The sequence below is a fragment of the Vibrio sp. 3-2(1) genome, from assembly GCF_963887575.1.
Classification (GTDB): domain Bacteria; phylum Pseudomonadota; class Gammaproteobacteria; order Enterobacterales; family Vibrionaceae; genus Vibrio; species Vibrio anguillarum.
Genome location: NZ_CAWPGB010000033.1, coordinates 155,576 through 173,578, shown reverse-complemented (window position 1 = coordinate 173,578; position 18,003 = coordinate 155,576). Strand labels below are relative to the sequence as shown.

Here is an 18,003-nt window from a genome sequence, read left to right as displayed (position 1 = left end):
CTAAGGCTCCTTACGGAGCCTTAGTGTTTTTCAAAGAACAGCGTTAGTTTACCGACCTCGATACCAAATTTTTTAATTTTAGTCAGGTTAAACACCCGCTTTTCATCTTGCCGATAAAGCCAGTCGTCAAAGGTAACGGTTAGCGTAGAATCACCATAAGGTAAGGAAAAATCATATTGCCAACGCAAAGCGTTACCCACTTCTTCCCCTTGGGCTTGGCCTAATACATCATCCGCTTGGCCGATATATTTTCCATCAGCAAAACGTTCAATCACCCATACTCTTTGGCTTTTTTCACCATCATCAAAATTGAAGTCTTCAACCAAAGTGAGTTTATTCCCCTCAACTGTTCCGTCGATGGCAACCTCGAAACGACGCGTTTGCATCCCCGTATAATCTTGCACCATCCCCCATGCGAACGTTCGACCAGAGAAGTATTCAAATAGATCAAACTTAGGTTGCGTGGATTGGTATTGAGTGAGATCAGCGCTGCACCCCACTAACCAAAGTAGAAGTAACAGATAACTGCGTCTGGCTATCGCTTTCATGGTTGCATTCCTATCAATTGTTTGCGTAAGTGTGGGTATTGCGTCTGTGGCGACAGCCATATCGCGAGAAAGGCGTCATTTAACGCTTCGTCGACTACTGTACCAACCTGAGCTTGAACACCATTCTTAGGATGAAAAATAAAAGCGCCCTGCTGCCCATCGGAGGTGTAAATCAAGCGGTCGCCCTCAGTAACGCTGGGAAAAATGGACGATAGGTGCACCAGCCACGGTGCAATTTGTTGCTCGGTTAATTTGAGTTTTTGCCACTGCTCTGCGGTCGATTCCACCAGCTGTTTACTACTGATGTCGCGCTGATATTCAATTTCAAGCGCCAAGGGATGGGGTGATAAATCGCATCCTTGATCGTACTGCCCTGATGGGGTACGCAGCTGCGAGAAATAAATATCTAGCCATAACCAGCTTAAATTCGCTTGGCCAATCACTGGCCAAGTTTGCCACTCGGTCAGTTTATCGTCTGCCACCGCCGCAAAAGCATTATTCACCAAGCTGTGAAAGGCAATCACTATCAGTAACAGGTTGAATTTTCTTAGCCTATTTCTCTTTGCTAACATCATCGCTAAATATCCTAAGTATCAATGCACCGATCATCACCCACTGCAGCCACAAGATGGCCATAGTCAAACCCAATGGCCAATCAAAATGTACAGCGCCTAAACGTTCTGCCGCCCAATAACTTAAACTACCTAACACGCCGACCACCAAACAAATGAGTTTGGATGGATAACGTTTCAGCAGCACCACTAAATGGGAGGCATACCAAGAAAAAGCACCCCACAACACCATTAACCAAATGGGAAAGTCATTAGTAGCAAAGCGTAATAATCCGAAATACTGATTAAGGGTATCGATAACAATACCCAACATGGTTAACGCAATCACCCTTTCCAAAGGATAAGAGAAGTGCCGCAAGGAAAACATCAATGCGGCTAACATCATGGTCAATGCCAACCACTGCAAACGTTCTGTCCCCAACACAGCAACAAACCAGATCGCTTGAAACCAAAGAGAGACAGCAAACAGCGTCTTCATTACATCGGTCTTTGCAAAGTCATATGTACAGTGCTGATGGATTTTGCTAAAAATCCCCCCTCGCAGTAGCAGAAATAGTAACGCCACATACGCGTGAATCGCTCATCATACCCAAGTTGTGAAACCTGATGTTTTGCAAGCTCAAAACGGTGATGCCAATGAGCAAGCGTATGCGCATAATCAGGACCAAGATCAAACAGGTTGCGAACCACTAAATCACTGTGCTGTGTCGCCGCCGTTGTCAATGCAGTAATTGAGGGTAAAAAACCGCCGGGGAAAATGTATTTCTGAATGAAATCGACATTATTGCTGTAATAATCATAACGTTGATCAGCAATGGTAATGGCTTGAATCGCCATCAAACCATTGGGTTTTAGTAGTGACTGGCACTTTTCAATATAAGAGGCGAGGTACTCTTTACCGACCGCTTCGATCATCTCTATCGAGACTAATTTATCATACTGACCTTGTAGCAGGCGGTAATCTTGCTTGAGCAAGGTGATTTGACTCTCCAGCCCCTGCCGCTCTATCTGCTGCGCGGTGTAGTAATGCTGCTCTTCAGAAATGGTCGTCGTCGTGACCTGACAACCGTAAGTTTTGGCCATGTAAATCGCCATCGCGCCCCAACCGGTGCCAATCTCAATCACGTGGTCGCTTGCTTTGAGTTGCAACTGCTGGCACAAACGTTCCATTTTATTGATTTGCGCCTGCTCTAACGTTTCATCCGGATGCAGAAACAACGCGCTGGAATAGAGCATATTACTGTCTAAAAAGGTGTGGTAGAGATCATTACCTAGATCGTAGTGGGCATGAATATTCTCTTTGGCTTTATCGATTGAATTTCGGTTGAGCCAATGGCTGACTTTATAAAAAAGTTTGGTCAACACACTACTGCGAGCTTCAATGCCATCTAATGCACTGACATTACGAGCCATCAGTTCCATTAGGCTGGTCAAATTCGGGCTATCCCACCAACCATCCATGTAAGCTTCACCCGCTGCAATACTACCCCCTTTTAATAAACGAGCATAAAAATGAGGGTGATGTATTTCAATAGTTGCATGGGGTTGATGCTCTTTAAGTACGCCAAAAGTCTCCTGACTGGACGCGCCTTCATTGGAAAAGGTTTCAATGATGGTTAAAGTGCCGACGTCTAAACGCTGTAGACAGCGAAAAATGAAGCTTCTTGCACTCTTTTGCAACCCTGTCAGTTGCTTGGGCAACGCGAGAGTTTGTGAATTAAGCATTGAGCCTTCTCCTTGTTATTGTTATTTAGACACTGTCTCTGTATAGATCTTGCGTATTTATGAATGTGGGTTGGAGTAGAAAGGTGCTCCTTTAAGCCACAGCTTTAAAGCATGCCAGTAAATACCGATTGTCACTTTTACGGCCATCACGGGTGTTTTGATCAATAACTTGAGTAAATTTTTTGAATTAAATGGTTGTGCCTTCATCGATAAAGTCGCATCGAAAACTTTACCTTCTTTGTGACATTCCAAATGCACACTCAATGACGAACCAAGCGGCTTCAACTTCCAATGATATTGCTGATCAATAGGATTGAAGGGAGAAACATGAAACGCCTTTTGATGACGCCACTGTTGCTGCTCTTCTCCCGCTTGTGCTTTCACCGCGTAGTAGTGCCGTTGATTCCAAGGTGTATTACTCACTTCGGCCAACAAATATTGCCATTCACCTTGTTGATCATAAAGATAATAGAAATTAACCGGGCTGAAATAGATTCCTAAATAACGAAGGTGACATACTGCCATCACCTTTCCAGAGCAGCGGTCGCCCGTCAGCTCATGAACTTTATCTTGTATGCACTGTTTTAAATCCCCTTCACCAAGATAATCGGCTCGCTGAAAACGCGCCCAGTGCCACCATTTTTCGCCAAACCCCCAAATTGAATCACTCAGTTGCTCCAGTTCATCGAGATCAATACACGGCATAAACAATGGATAATTGAGCGCATGTTCAATCGGTGTAAAGCGTCGATGACGTACCATGCCAACCATCAAACAACTGTTGGGTTCAGTCTCCATCACGCCGCGCCTTTTAACTGCTGCGCTTGCGCTTCAAGTTGTGTCACCACATCCAGCGCACTGGTCACGCCATCTTCATGAAAACCATTGCGCCAATAAGCGCCACAGTACCAAGTGTTATTCACACCGTTAACTTCAGGCTTGCGTTGCTGAGCCGCGATAGATTGCGTGGTGAATACCGGGTGGTGATAAGTAAACTGTCGTAAAACTTTCTCATCAGCAATACGGTCACCACTGTTGAGCGATACACAAAAAGTATGAGCGCCTTTAATATGCTGCAAGATATTCATATTGTAGGTCAGCGCTGGTAAACGCGACTCTTGATCTGGACTGCCATCAAGCCAATAGTTCCAAGCTGCCCAAGCGGCTTTTCGCTTAGGCAGCAGTGATGTATCGGTATGTAAAGTGACTTCATTGGCTTGATAGTGCATTACACCGAGCACTTCTTGCTCAGCCTCTGTCGGTTGCTCTAACATACCTAATGCCTGATCGCTGTGACATGCAAAAATTACATGATCAAAGTGGTGTGATTGCCCATTAACAATGAGCTCGACACCTGCCGAGCCGCGTTTGACTTGTGTAACTGGGCTATCAAGATGAATCTTATCTTTAAAACCTTGCGTCAAGGGTTCGATGTACGCGCGCGATCCGCCTTCAACCACATACCATTGTGGTCGGTTAGTGATCTCTAGCAGGCCATGGTTGAGGAAGAAACGCAAAAAGAAACTTAACGGAAAAACCCGCATATCAGCCAAGGAAGATGACCAAATTGCCGCTCCCATCGGTAAAATATAATTTTCACAAAAATAGTCAGAAAATTGGTGCTCAAATAAGAAATCACCTAAGGTTTGCATTGATTGATGCGCTTGTTCTGCTTGTTGTTTCGCTAACCGATTGAAGCGAATGATTTCAAAAATAAAGCGATAAAAGACAGGGTTTAACCAGTTCCGCTTTTGTGCAAACAACGTAGTTGCGGTATGACCGTTATATTCCAGCCCATTCGCATCATTGCGCACACTGAAGCTCATTTGAGTCGGAATGCCTTTTACGCCAATTTCATTCATCATTGCGATGAAATTTGGGTAGGTCCGGTCGTTGTACACGATAAAACCAGTATCAACTGCATGATTTTGACCATCGAGCTCAATATCGACGGTGGCGGTATGCCCCCCAATGTAATGATTGGCTTCAAACACGGTAACATCATGATGTTTATGCAAATAATAACCGCATGTCAAACCGGAAATACCGCTACCAATAATGGCGATTTTCATACTCAATTCCTTTAATTACAAAACAGCTCGTTATTTAAGTAATGCCGCAACTAATTTGCCTTGCCATGCGTAAGGTAAGCTGCCAATCAAACGTAATAGGCTCGTAAAACGGGCCGGAAAATAGAGGGTGGTTTTGCCTTTTTCCAACCCACGGCGAATCGCCTGCGATGCATACTCGGCACTGACCATCATTGGCATCGAAAAACTATTTTTATCAGTCAAAGGCGTGGCAACAAACCCAGGATAGATCATCGTCACAGCAACACCTTGCGCTCGCCAATCTTGCATGAGCGAGCGTGCTAAGTAGCTAACCGCCGCTTTAGAAGCGCCATAGGCTTCTGCTCTTGGCAGCGCGATTTCACTGGCGATGGAACCAACGATCGCCACACGGTGGTTAGCAACAAAGTGATGCTGTATCGCCTCAATGCAATGAGCTAAACCCAAAACGTTTACGTCAAACACACGCTTAAACCGAAGTGAATCCATTTGACCATGATCGATGTATTCGCAATCGCCAGCGTTGAGGATCCACAGTGAAGGAGTAAAAGGCAGTTGCGATAAAGCCGATTTCGTTTGCTCAAAATCGGTAATATCAAACGCAATGCCTTGGATCTGCGGATACTCTTGATGCATTTGATTAAGCTTGGCTTGGTTACGCCCACAAGCAATAACTTGCCAACCCGTTTTTGCATAATCAACAGCTAGCTGATAACCAATACCAGAAGTGGCTCCCGTGATAAGTACACTCTTCATTGCCCTAACCTCTGTTTGATCGAACGAATAACACTTCCCAGCAGCGGAATGTGCTCATAGAGCATTTCTCCCAAGTCGAAGTAATCACGGTGATAAATAACTTGGTTGTCTTGAAACTTGAGATGGCTCATCCCTTGCACTTGTATAAGTTTTCCACGAGCTAGCCGAGGATGCTGCAAAGACATAGTCCATGTGAGAAAGCCGCAGTCACCGACTTGCTGGTGATCATGGATGGTAAAATCACAACGCTCTACGTTCTGATACAAACGAGCAAAATAATCCGATAGCGCACACCAACCTTCTATTCGATGAGCGGCATCCTCAAAAAGGACATTGTCGTGATAAACCTGACGTAATAAAGGCAAGTTCTCTTTGTTGAGTTGACGATAAACTTGAGCAACCGATTCGACATCCATTGTACGTTTCCATAAGTTATACAAAAACTTCACATGTACAAAATAGTACAAGTCGCTTAGTTATACAAAATATTTCTTGTATAACTTTGTATCTTTTCAATGCATACGTGGTTGCAAGGAATTAAGATCAAAAAAGAAAATAAAGACCAAAATTCCAATAGTTACGACGATCAAAAAGGCCAGCGTAATTCGCTGGCCTTCTCTTTTTAGTTAGCTTAGATTAACTATTGCGCAAAGCGGCGATGCGTTTATCAAGCGGCGGGTGACTCATCAATAATTCCGTCATTGAACGTTTACCGTTGATACCAAAAGCCATCATGGAACCTTCTAATTGAGATTCTTGCCCCATTTTTAAACGCTCTAACGCCGCAATCATCTTGTGTTTACCCACAAGCTTTGCTGCACCTGCGTCGGCGTGGAATTCGCGATGACGGCTATACCACATCGTAATAAAGCTCGCGAGGAAGCCAAATACCAATTCCAGCACCATAGAGATTCCAAAATAAACCATCATATTGCTACCGCCACCCTCTTCTGAATCACGAGACGACACGATGTTTGCGATAAAGCGCGATAAGAAAATAACGAAGGTGTTAACCACTCCTTGCATTAAAGTCATCGTAACCATATCGCCATTGGCAATGTGGCTCACTTCATGCGCCAATACCGCTTCGGCCTCGTCACGCGTCATGCTGTGCAATAGCCCCGTTGAAACAGCGACGAGAGAATCATCACGTTTAGCGCCGGTTGCAAAAGCGTTGATGTCCGGTGAATCATAAATTGCTACCGTTGGCATACCAATACCCGCTTGCTGAGCTTGACGACTTACAGTTTGCAATAACCAGTGCTCAGTTTCGTTACGTGGACTTTCAATCACCATTCCACCTACCGAGCGCAGAGCCATGCTCTTTGACATCAATAATGAAATAAATGAGCCGCCAAAACCAAACAACGCGGCCATGACAAGCAAGCCAGATAAACTGCCAGGCTGCATCCCCGTCACAGCATAAACAATATTTAATACAAGGCTAAGAACCAGAACCACCGCAAGGTTGGTTGCTAGAAATAACATGACTCGCTTCATTACTTATCTCCGAATGAAAAGCTTATTATGAGTGTAGGCTGCAAGCGACGCTAGCATGAACCTACACAATTTTTCATATACATATAGTCTAAGATTTGAAAAACAAGGTTAAGCGATAAATTGAAACATTTAATGTCTGACGCCGAGTTTTCTAAAATCTGTTATTGAACAGCAAGATGGTTAACCTACCCTTACAGCACGCCGTAGGCAATTGAACGCATAAGACTTTGGTCGTATTGAGAGTCCCAGCTAAAGTGACTACATTGCATGGGAAACAGACATTTTCGACGGACAAAGGACAGCATCATGGCTGAAACGAGCAACTATCAAATGGCGATTGATTTACTGTGTTGCCACTTAGGTCTCTCTGAAGATGAAGCTAAACAACAATTGGGAATTGGCAGTACACCATCCGCGCAGCAGCAAATATCTGACACGCAACAAGCACTGATGGGGCTGATGCAAGAAAAATAGCCGTTAGGCTGGCGAGAGTTTATGCTAGCTAAATTGAAACAGCGCCGCTCATGGCATCATGGGTGGCGCTGTTTTGTTTGTGTTGCCTACAATGACCGTGATTAATCTCGCGGCGGCGCTGGCGATAGAACTTCGCGATTACCATTATGGCCGGGAGCGCTCACAATACCTTGTGCTTCCAGCTGCTCTACAATTCTTGCAGCGCGGTTGTAACCGATTTTAAATCGGCGTTGTACACCTGAAACTGAACCTCGACGCGTTTCCACTACATGTTCAACCACTTGATCAAATAGCGGATCCACTTCTTCATCACTTTCCATCTTCTCACCGGGTAGCAAGGCTTCTGGTCCTTGGTCACCATAAGTGATCTCTTCTATGTAGTTCGGCTTACCGCGTGCTTTCCAGTTGTTTACCACCGCATGCACATCTTCATCCGAGGCAAACGCACCGTGAACCCGGATCGTGTGGCTAGAACCCGGTGGTAGATAGAGCATATCGCCCATACCGAGCAGTGATTCCGCACCACTTTGGTCCAAAATAGTTCTTGAGTCGGTTTTAGTCGAAACGGTAAACGCAACGCGGGTCGGAATATTCGCTTTGATTAAACCGGTGATCACATCAACCGATGGGCGCTGAGTGGCCAAAATAAGGTGAATACCCGCAGCTCGAGCCTTTTGTGCCAAACGCGCGATCAACTCTTCTACTTTTTTACCCACCACCATCATCAGATCAGCAAATTCATCAACAACAACGACAATGTAAGGCAGTTTTTCCAGCAGCGGCGGTTCACTCTCCATACTGTCCCCTTCTCTCCATAAAGGATCGTGGATGGGGTGGCCAGCAGCAGCAGCCATTTTTAGCTTGTCATTGAAGCCTTTGATGTTACGCACACCAAGCACAGACATTAATTTATAACGACGTTCCATTTCACCCACACACCAACGTAAAGCATTTGATGCGTCTTTCATGTCAGTCACGACTTCAGCCAACAGGTGAGGAATACCCTCGTAGATCGATAGCTCTAACATTTTCGGGTCAATCATAATAAAGCGAACGTCTTCTGGGCTCGCTTTATAAAGCATGCTGAGGATCATCACGTTGACCCCAACCGACTTACCTGAGCCTGTAGTACCAGCCACCAACACGTGCGGCATTTTGGCTAAATCCGCGACCAATGCTTCGCCTGCAATGTCTTGCCCTAAAACGATGGTCGTGGGTGATTTCGCTTCTTGGAATTGACGGCTTTTTATAACATCTGACAAATAGACGGTTTGACGACTCATGTTTGGCAGTTCAAGACCAACATAAGGTTTACCGGGGATCACTTCAACCACCCTCACCGCCATTGCCGATAAAGAACGCGCCAAATCCATCGATAGGCTAGAAATACGGCTCACTTTTACGCCTGGAGCTAAATCTAATTCAAAACGAGTGATAACCGGCCCCGGAAAGATATCAACCACTTGCGCTTGGATTTTGTAATCCGCGAGTTTAGATTCAACCAAACGAGCAACCTCCTCTAATGCCTCTCGGTCAATAAAGTGTTCACGCTTTTCTGGGTGATACAGAAGCTCTAACGTCGGTAGTGGCTCCGTCGGTTTAGGCAGGTTAGTCTCTTTTTGCATTAAAAATGGGTTTTGCTTGGCCGCCATATTGGCCTGAGCCGAAGACACCATGTTCTGAAAAGCCGTCACATCGCTATCTTGCTGGCCTAACGGTGGCTCGTCATCTTCTGACATCACATCAAGATCAGCAGCCAACGCTTGATCTGATTCATCTTCATCCAGCACATCTAAATTGGAAATAACCGGTTCAACACGCGACACATCAAGATCAACTTCTGTCATCGTAAGCGACGGCTCGCTCACCTCTTCGTCCTCTGCCCATGCATATTGCTGAGCTTCTTGACTGGCATCGAGGTCGGCACTGGCTAATGCTTGATGCTCATTAGCTCTTTCATCTACCCAGTCTGCCGATGAAAGAGCAAGGTCATCCTCTTCCAACGCAACAGTTTCTAACTCTTCAATCGTTGCACTAAGCTGCTTGCTGCGATCAAATGGCGCTTCATCTGAGTGAGTTTCACTGAATTCAGGAGAAGTGTCAGCCTGAGTTTTGGCCGCTGGCATGTGAATATTAAAACGTCTTGGCGAGTGAGTCTGTTCCAGCTCTTCTTCAACCCCTACCGCAGGCGTGTATTGCTCGGCCCCAAACGCATCGAGGGCTGATTTGACATATTCTTCATTTGGCGAACTAGACTCAACAACGGCTAAGTCTGCGGATGATGATTCAAGCGGCGACAACTCCATTGGCGACAAAACGGGCGCAATATCTTCATCTTTCTCACCACGTAATCGATTGATCAACGCAACGCCAAGAGAAATACTCATCGTGCCTAACCATTCCACGATGCTTAGCCAGGAGATACCCGTTAGCAGCGTAAAACCAGCGCCCCATAAAAAGAGCAATACTAGGGTTGAGCCTAGTAAATTAAGCGTTGGCAGCGCCAAACTGGTTAAGACATCCCCAATCACACCACCAGATGAAAAATACCAAATATCGTCAAAGTTGATATCCGCAAGGCCACAACTGGTCAAAATCAAGATGGTTAAGCCGAGTAAACGCGTTCCCCACAGCACAAAATCAAGGGGTTCATTCTCTTCTCTTTTACGCAGAAAAACCCATGCTAGTACGGTAATCATGAGCGGTATTGGGTAGGCCAGCGAGCCAAAAATAAAGAACAAGGTATCGGCAATCCATGCGCCAATAATACCGCCTGCATTTTCAATATCGCCTCCCCATGCGGTTTGCGACCATGAAGGATCGGCGGGACTAAATGTTAATAAAGCGATGGAAAGAAGCACAGAGGCAAGCACAGCGACAATAAGCCCGCACTCTTTCAGACGCTGCGATCCATTGAGGCGTGAAGACTGAGGCTCTTCGCTGGTCTTAATAATGGTCTCAACTTTATTTTGGTTCTCTTTGAACATAAACCTAGATTCTGATTAACGCCAACACTCAAGGTTTATTGCGGCTTGATGCGTTGGTTTGGGTGAAAACAGTCCGAGCGGCAAAAGCCGCTCGGTTTGTTGTGTGATTTAACCACATCAAGGTTAAAAACCCAATTGGCGAACGTCAGAATGTGGAAAGAAGTACCACTATTCAGACAATCTGGCGTTATCGAGTTTTGATAACCAACTGGTTACTTTGCTTCACTTCTTCCATCACAACATAAGTGCGAGTGTCATTGACTCCGGGCAAACGCAATAGCGTATCACCCAACAATTTACGATACGCCCCCATGTCAGAGACTCGAGTTTTGAGAAGATAGTCAAAATCACCCGAAACAAGATGGCATTCTTGAATGTCATCCAGTTTTTGAACCGCAGTATTAAACTGTTCAAACACATCAGGTGCACCGCGATTCAATGTAATTTCCACAAATACCAACAGCGAAGCATCAAGATATTGTGGATTCAACAACGCGGTATAACCGGTAATGAAACCTTGACGCTCTAAACGACGTACACGCTCTAAACAGGGGGTTGGAGATAAACCCACTCGTTTTGATAATTCTACATTCGAAATACGACCATCTTTCTGCAATTCATTCAAAATATTGCGATCGATACGGTCTAAATCCTTGGACGGCCTTTTATAGTTGTCTGCCATTTTTTATTCCACCTTATTACTTCCTTGCAAAAATATATACTACAACTTTTTAATATTCAGTATCAAATTTTACACATTCACATCTATACTAGTCACAAATTCGAAACAACAACCCTACATATAGTTATAACAACCAAAAAAACCTAAGGAGTCAGGATGATCATTGGAGTTCCTAAAGAAATCAAAAACCACGAATATCGTGTGGGCATGATTCCCGCAAGCGTGCGCGAACTTGTCTCACACGGTCACCAAGTTTATGTTGAAACAAATGCCGGTTCCGGCATCGGCTTTTCAGACGATGATTACATCGCTGTAGGCGCATCCATTCTTCCTACTGCTTCTAACATTTTTGCGAAAGCAGAAATGATTGTTAAGGTCAAAGAACCTCAGGCTGCTGAACGAGCAATGCTCCGCGAAGGCCAAATTTTATTTACCTATTTACATCTAGCTCCAGATTTTCCACAAACTGAGGAGCTAATCAAGAGCAAAGCTGTCTGTATAGCCTACGAGACTGTAACAGATAATATGGGTCGCTTGCCACTATTAGCACCAATGTCTGAAGTCGCTGGTCGAATGTCTATTCAATCAGGTGCGCAGTGTTTAGAAAAATCACACGCGGGCTGTGGTTTGTTACTGGGTGGTGTACCCGGAGTCGCACCAGCAAAAGTGGTGGTGATTGGTGGTGGTGTAGTCGGTGCTAACGCAGCCAGAATTGCTGTCGGAATGCGTGCTGATGTGACGATTCTCGACCGAAGTGTTGATATGCTGCGTAAACTCGATGAAGAATTCCAAGGTCACGCTAAAGTCGTGTATTCAACAAAGGATGCGATTGAAAAATACGTCCTCGAAGCCGATTTAGTAATAGGCGCAGTACTGATCCCCGGAGCAGCAGCTCCTAAACTCGTAACTAAAGATCTGATTTCTAGAATGAAACCTGGCTCTGCGGTCGTTGATGTGGCAATTGACCAAGGCGGCTGCTTTGAAACCTCACATGCTACCACTCATGATGACCCGACCTATATCGTTGATGACGTCGTTCATTACTGCGTCGCAAACATGCCAGGCGCTGTGGCTCGCACATCAACTTTCGCCTTGAATAACGCTACGTTGCCTTACATTGTTAAACTGGCCAATAAAGGTTATCAACGTGCATTATTAGAGGATAAAGGATTCCTAGAAGGTTTAAACGTGATACACGGAAAGGTCACCTGTAAAGAGGTCGCCGAGAGTTTCAACCTTGAATATCTTGACCCATCTGAAGCTATCGCTCTGTTTAACTAACGATAACAATTTGCGGTAGGGCTCTCAATTCTTAGCCAAGTGCATCATGCGCTTGGCTTTCATTTTTTAAAAGCGTGAACCAATATATTGCGTGGCGTTACTTTCCTAGCGCAAAACTGCTCAATCTGCACCTCATAGCCTTGCTCTTGAAGATAAAGTGCCTTATCCAATACCAACCAAAGCTCAATCATGCGGCGAAATGCCTGTTGTACTAAGCCTATCCTTTCCATCTGCCAAAAACGCTGCTTGCCTTTACGTTCATAAGCAGGCCAATCCACTTCTGGTAATACGATGCCTTTTTGTGCCGCCGCCCAATAACAAAAAGCTAAAAATCCTTCGGCTAGTTGTGATTTTTTGAGGCTCGGAATTGGGCAATATTGATGATGCCCAAGCTCAGATCTTAGCAACAAATCAAAACCCAAACGAAACGTCATTTCTTGCAAACGATGACGGCGAACCCGCTCTCCCCCCGTAACGGTTTCTTGTAGCGGAATACGTAGCTCTTCTTTGGACAGGGCAAGAGAAGAAGTACGACCGTAGCTGGACATGGGTTGGTAGCTATCGGCTTTGATTAAATGGTAGCAACATGGTGAAAACGTAATCGCAGGCAAGCGATGAGCAACGGAATATTCAAGTAGGCGAACATGGAGATCACCACAGGCATGTAAAGCGACGGCATGTTGATTGGTATTGAAAACGCCAAACGCTTGCGGCTCAAAAGCGTCCCCTTGAATAAATTGCATCGGAAGATCATGTTCATCGGCGCATGCTTGTCCTGCATGGCAGAGCTGCGACTGATATTCAAAACTAGTGACTTTTTGTTTTGACTGCGCTGCGATAATTCGACCTAAAAAGCCTTTACCCGCGCACCACTCTAGCCATTCCGTTCCTGAATGCCTAGAGAGGAGTGATTCGCTCATTAAACGAATTTGTTCTAGCTTTCTGCCAGGGATCCCCTGCTCTAAGTAAGGGCTGAGTGCTTGCTGAGTATTACGAGGGGCATCTTGAAGCCTAATCATGATATCCGCTTCTTTTAACCCCTCGATATACGGATGAAGTTGCTCAATGAGCACTTGCGGCGATGACTTTAAGCTATCGATACTGTCCAAAGATAGCGTTTGCAACCACTGATCCAGCCTATGGTCTGAATGTTTCCAAGGTGAACTGTCTAAGCCACTATGATGAAAGGGCTCAAATCGCCAAAAACGTTGATTTTCAATTAAAAAAGCATCGATATGTTTGAAAAGCGCGCGCATACATCCCCCCTAGAAAGGCCAATTCTAGGAGGTGATGGTTTAATTAGGAAGTGTTTCGTTTTAAATGATCAAAATTTGCTTAACGAACTGGCAATTCAATGTCTTTAAACATCTCTTCTATTTCGATATTCGATTTTAACGAGGTAGCCCGTTCGACGACAGGGCGAGTAAGATGAGGCGCGAAACGTTCCATAAAGTCAAACATATAAGAGCGCAGGAATGTGCCTCGGCGAAACCCAATGCTAGTCGTGCTCGCACCAAAAAGATGGCTGGCATCAATCGCGATAAGATCGGTGTCGCGTGATTTATCTATCGCCATACTTGCGATAACACCCACCCCAATTCCCATTCGGACATAAGTTTTTATCACATCCGCATCGGTGGCGGTGAAGACAACTCGCGGCGTTAACCCTACGCGATTAAATGCAGTGTCTAACTCTGAACGACCAGTAAAACCAAACACGTAAGTGACCAATGGATACGCGGCTAAATCCTCAATCGTTACCCGTTCTTTTTTTGCAAGAGCATGATCTTTAGGCACAACAATAGAACGATTCCAATGATAACAAGGTAGCATGATGGCATCTTGGTACAGATGAAGCGCTTCTGTTGCTATCGCAAAATTAGCGGTGCCTTTTGCAACCGCTTCCGACATCTGACTTGGAGTACCTTGGTGCATGTGTAACGACACTTTCGGATAACGCGCAGTGAATCCTTTGATTACATCAGGTAACGCGTAGCGAGCTTGTGTATGAGTCGTTGAAATATTCAGCGTACCCATCTCAGGGTGCGTATGCTCCCCTGCCACGGCCTTAATGCTTTCCACACGTGAAAGGATCTCTTGTGAGATACGAATAATATCTTCACCTGCACCCGTGACTTGTGTCAGGTGCTTACCGCTACGCTCAAAAATTTGAATACCCAATTCATCTTCGAGTAAACGAACCTGTTTACTAATGCCTGGCTGAGAGGTATAAAGGCTTTCCGCAGTTGCTGAGACATTCAGGTTGTGATTAACCACTTCAACAATATATTTTAACTGCTGTAACTTCATTATTGGCCCCGTAATCCATTATCAAAGATCCAGATCTTTCAATCATAGTTTATAATTATTAGTTATAACGCTTAACACTCTCAATTCAAAGCTTGATGATTCAAGAGCGAAGAAAAAAGTAAGTATTTTGCGTAGCTGACTAAATTTTTGCCAACTATCGCCCAATCTAAGCAATAAAAGGCAGTTTTTAGGGGTTAAAACAGGAATAATAAAAATAGTCAATTTGAAGGTGTAGTGATAACTAAGGATCGTGTATTCTTAATTGCGAGCCACTGAATTCTAATAAAGATACGGATTATATGAATATAGGTTTAATCATTGCTCTTGTAGCAGTTTTGCTGGTGTTAGTCCTTGGCTATAACATCATGCTTCAATACAAAGTAAAGGTCGAGTCAGCTAAAAAGCAGGAGTCGACTCGATATATCGCCATTATTGATGCGACAGAAGACCTTATCGGCAACGCACACCACATGCCGTTTAGTAAAGAACTCTTAGTGTGTTTAAATACCCGTATCCTTGATGCCCTGCTTAGTATGTATGAGCTTGACCCGAAAAATAAGCAGTTGGCACAACGCATTGAGCATATGAAAGGGCAAATTAAGCATTTACAAGAAAACCACCCAGGTGGTGACAGTACAACGTTTAAAGTACCCACCAGCGATAAACAAGCTTTGATTATGCTTAAACTAGTGAAACGTTTAAGAGACACGATTCGTAGTGAGCACAATAAAGGACGTTTTGAAACACAATCTTACGTCGCTGAAAATGCGCGTCTAGAAACAATACAAATTCGAATCAACATTGAAAATGTTGTTAAGCGAGCAAATGATTCGATCGTTCGTGGGCAACCCGGAACTGCGATTCAGCTATTGCGTAAAGGGATCGATGTTCTGAGCTCAAAAAATGATGCTTATTCCAATCAAGCTCGTGAAAAACTTCAGTCAATGTATGATGACTTAGAAAAACGACGCCAAACAAAAAGTGCAACAGATCTTCAACAAATTGAAGATAACGAGAGAAATAGTGATATGGAAGCACTGTTTGGTGAAAAGAAAAAATGGTAGCCCATTATTTTTGCTTAGGAAATATTTTTAAGGTCGCATAAGCGACCTTTTTCATACAACAACGTAAAGAAAACATTAATTTAAATTAACGTATCATTTATCGCTTTTAGGACTTCATCCGGTCTTGTTGCCTGAGTAATTGGGCGACCGATGACTAGATAATCTGAACCAGCTTTTATGGCCTCACTCGGAGTCATAATACGTCTTTGATCTCCTACTTCAGAACCAATAGGGCGGATCCCTGGCGTAACTAATTTAAACTCTTGACCAAGATGGCTCTTAAGCATGTGCGCTTCTTGAGCTGAGCATACCACTCCATCTAACCCTGCATTTTGAGTTAGGCTAGCCAGACGCATTACATGCTCTTTAGGCGCAACATCGACGCCAATACCACGAAGATCAGATTGTTCCATACTGGTTAGTACTGTGACAGCAATAAGTAGTGGTCTATCGTTACCATAAGGTTCAAGAATCTGACGAGACGCCGACATCATTCTCTCCCCACCACTGGCATGAACATTCACCATCCATACGCCAAGCTCAGCCGCCGCACGTACGGCTTTAGAGCACGTGTTGGGAATATCATGAAACTTTAGGTCTAAGAATACCGAAAAACCTCTTTTGTGTAGCTCACGCACAAAATCGGGACCAAACAGGGTAAACATCTCCTTGCCCACTTTTAATCGACAGCTGTTGGGGTCAATTTTATCAACAAAAGCTAACGCTTCCGCTTGTTGCTCATAATCCAACGCGACAATTACTCTCTGGTCTTTCATTTTCACTCCTAAAATAATTAAGCTAAAAAAATGCAGCTTTCATAAGCTGCAGTTTTCGAGTCGATCAGTAACTCCAGTACATGAACTCTATTCACCATCCAAACCACGGATAGGTTTAATTGAACCCCAATTCTTACATGATGGGCAGTGCCAGTAGAGAGAATGGGTTGAGAAACCACACTTTCTGCATCGGTAGTGAGGTTTTACTTTTAGTTGCTCACCTACCAACTTTTGCAAGGTCGACAAGCTCTCTTTCGCTCGACCTTCCTCTGCTTCGATGAGATGGTAGTCAATTAAACGGTAGAAACCCTTCATGGTCGGATTTTTAACCAATTGCCGTGTCAAAAGTTCCTGTGCAGCTCCAGCACCATCATGTTGTGCCACCAACTGTGCGAGCATCAGTTCAGCTGACACTCCAGCTTCATTGATAATGCACTCGCGTAAAAACTCAACAAGTTCACCCTCTTTCCCAATATGGTGATAGCACTCAGCAAGCGTAGGCAATACCTCGCCGATAAAATCAATGTCCTGCTCCAAGACCATTTGCATATACTGGATTGTATGACGGTAGTCATCATTTTCAAGATACAGCTTACCTAAAGAGATCGTTGCGCGTACACATTTCGGATCTTCAGACAGCGCTTTTTTAAGATATTGAATCGCTTTGCTATCGCGTCCTTCAGCCTTCTCTTGCATTGCAAGTTCACACCAAAAATGGGCTATAACACTGTGCATCCTTTTTCTGCCTAATTTTACCAACGCATAAGCGTAATCGATAGCTTTATGCCACTCTCGAGTCTGTTGGTAAATAGAAACCAATTGTTGCAACGCCGCTTCTTTGTGTTCGGGCTCTTCAATCAGTTGTTCAAATATTTTTTCAGCGCGGTCGAGAAAACCTGCCACCATATAATCTTTTGCCAATTGTTGTAAGGCGAGATTTTTTTGGTCAATAGTAAGACTTGAACGAGATATGAGATTTTGATGGATGCGGATAGCACGATCAACCTCTCCTCTTGAACGGAATAAGTTGCCCAGCGCTAAGTGGGTGTCAATCGTTTCATTGTCTACTTGGAGTAGCTCGATAAAATGGTCAACGGCCTTATCTGATTGATCAGAAAGCAGTAAGTTAAGACCCGTCACATACTGACGAGAAATTTGGTGAGAGTGTTTCTGCTTGTCTTGCTGAGCACTACGATTTCCCATATACCAGCCGTAGGCGGCGGCAATCGGTAATAGCAAGAAGAGAATTTCTAACATCA

The 18,003-nt window shown here is 44.5% G+C and carries 18 protein-coding genes; 3 read left to right on the top strand and 15 right to left on the bottom strand.

Annotated elements, in window-relative coordinates:
- Positions 1–20: 20 nt before the first annotated feature.
- From AACQ79_RS11850 to htpX, 9 genes are all read right to left on the bottom strand, one after another.
- A complete protein-coding gene (locus AACQ79_RS11850) occupies positions 21–548 on the bottom strand; it encodes a DUF3833 domain-containing protein (RefSeq protein WP_170899139.1) in 528 nt (175 codons plus the stop codon).
- The gene (locus AACQ79_RS11845) at positions 545–1,123 is read right to left on the bottom strand and encodes a chalcone isomerase family protein (protein WP_170899138.1); all 579 of its coding nucleotides are present in this window, start codon (positions 1,121–1,123) and stop codon (positions 545–547) included. Before AACQ79_RS11845 ends, AACQ79_RS11850 begins: the two co-directional genes overlap by 4 nt.
- On the bottom strand, positions 1,101–1,598 hold the full coding sequence (locus tag AACQ79_RS11840; protein ID WP_170899137.1) for a DUF2878 domain-containing protein: 498 nt from the start codon (positions 1,596–1,598) through the stop codon (positions 1,101–1,103). The genes AACQ79_RS11845 and AACQ79_RS11840 overlap by 23 nt, the downstream gene beginning before the upstream one ends.
- A complete protein-coding gene (locus AACQ79_RS11835; RefSeq protein WP_170899136.1) occupies positions 1,598–2,845 on the bottom strand; it encodes an SAM-dependent methyltransferase in 1,248 nt (415 codons plus the stop codon). The genes AACQ79_RS11840 and AACQ79_RS11835 overlap by 1 nt, the downstream gene beginning before the upstream one ends.
- Positions 2,846–2,902: 57 nt before the next feature.
- Positions 2,903–3,643, bottom strand: a complete 741-nt coding sequence (locus AACQ79_RS11830) for a DUF1365 domain-containing protein (protein WP_170899135.1) — start codon at positions 3,641–3,643, stop codon at positions 2,903–2,905.
- On the bottom strand, positions 3,643–4,917 hold the full coding sequence (locus AACQ79_RS11825) for an NAD(P)/FAD-dependent oxidoreductase (RefSeq protein ID WP_170899134.1): 1,275 nt from the start codon (positions 4,915–4,917) through the stop codon (positions 3,643–3,645). Before AACQ79_RS11825 ends, AACQ79_RS11830 begins: the two co-directional genes overlap by 1 nt.
- A gap of 30 nt (positions 4,918–4,947) precedes the next feature.
- The gene (locus AACQ79_RS11820; protein ID WP_013857166.1) at positions 4,948–5,670 is read right to left on the bottom strand and encodes an SDR family NAD(P)-dependent oxidoreductase; all 723 of its coding nucleotides are present in this window, start codon (positions 5,668–5,670) and stop codon (positions 4,948–4,950) included.
- A complete protein-coding gene (locus AACQ79_RS11815) occupies positions 5,667–6,086 on the bottom strand; it encodes a nuclear transport factor 2 family protein (protein WP_170899133.1) in 420 nt (139 codons plus the stop codon). The genes AACQ79_RS11820 and AACQ79_RS11815 overlap by 4 nt, the downstream gene beginning before the upstream one ends.
- A gap of 220 nt (positions 6,087–6,306) precedes the next feature.
- A complete protein-coding gene (htpX, locus tag AACQ79_RS11810) occupies positions 6,307–7,170 on the bottom strand; it encodes a protease HtpX (protein WP_017044602.1) in 864 nt (287 codons plus the stop codon).
- A 306-nt stretch (positions 7,171–7,476) separates the two neighbouring features.
- Between htpX and AACQ79_RS11805 the strand changes: the two genes are divergently transcribed.
- Positions 7,477–7,644: a hypothetical protein gene (locus tag AACQ79_RS11805; RefSeq protein WP_017041998.1), complete on the top strand. Its 168-nt coding sequence runs from the start codon at positions 7,477–7,479 to the stop codon at positions 7,642–7,644.
- 101 nt (positions 7,645–7,745) lie between these two features.
- Here the strand turns inward: AACQ79_RS11805 and AACQ79_RS11800 are convergent, their stop codons facing one another.
- The gene (locus tag AACQ79_RS11800) at positions 7,746–10,631 is read right to left on the bottom strand and encodes a DNA translocase FtsK (RefSeq protein WP_170899132.1); all 2,886 of its coding nucleotides are present in this window, start codon (positions 10,629–10,631) and stop codon (positions 7,746–7,748) included.
- A 187-nt stretch (positions 10,632–10,818) separates the two neighbouring features.
- The gene (gene lrp / locus AACQ79_RS11795) at positions 10,819–11,313 is read right to left on the bottom strand and encodes a leucine-responsive transcriptional regulator Lrp (protein ID WP_010317439.1); all 495 of its coding nucleotides are present in this window, start codon (positions 11,311–11,313) and stop codon (positions 10,819–10,821) included.
- A 156-nt stretch (positions 11,314–11,469) separates the two neighbouring features.
- Here lrp and ald point away from each other — a divergent pair, with 156 nt between their 5' ends.
- Complete coding sequence (ald, locus tag AACQ79_RS11790) at positions 11,470–12,594, top strand: alanine dehydrogenase (protein WP_017041996.1); 1,125 nt, start codon at positions 11,470–11,472, stop codon at positions 12,592–12,594.
- Between the two features lie 59 nt (positions 12,595–12,653).
- Here ald and AACQ79_RS11785 read toward each other — a convergent pair whose 3' ends face one another.
- On the bottom strand, positions 12,654–13,850 hold the full coding sequence (locus tag AACQ79_RS11785; RefSeq protein WP_170899131.1) for a methyltransferase: 1,197 nt from the start codon (positions 13,848–13,850) through the stop codon (positions 12,654–12,656).
- 79 nt (positions 13,851–13,929) lie between these two features.
- Positions 13,930–14,904, bottom strand: a complete 975-nt coding sequence (gene cysB, locus AACQ79_RS11780) for an HTH-type transcriptional regulator CysB (protein WP_010317444.1) — start codon at positions 14,902–14,904, stop codon at positions 13,930–13,932.
- Between the two features lie 299 nt (positions 14,905–15,203).
- Between cysB and AACQ79_RS11775 the strand changes: the two genes are divergently transcribed.
- Positions 15,204–15,968 (top strand): hypothetical protein, encoded by a 765-nt coding sequence (locus AACQ79_RS11775; RefSeq protein WP_013857174.1) that lies wholly within the window; start codon positions 15,204–15,206, stop codon positions 15,966–15,968.
- 80 nt (positions 15,969–16,048) lie between these two features.
- Here the strand turns inward: AACQ79_RS11775 and pyrF are convergent, their stop codons facing one another.
- Entirely contained in the window at positions 16,049–16,744 is a 696-nt protein-coding gene (gene pyrF / locus AACQ79_RS11770) for an orotidine-5'-phosphate decarboxylase (protein ID WP_094151449.1), read from the bottom strand.
- An 87-nt stretch (positions 16,745–16,831) separates the two neighbouring features.
- Entirely contained in the window at positions 16,832–18,001 is a 1,170-nt protein-coding gene (gene lapB, locus AACQ79_RS11765) for a lipopolysaccharide assembly protein LapB (RefSeq protein WP_026028046.1), read from the bottom strand.
- Positions 18,002–18,003 lie beyond the last annotated feature (2 nt).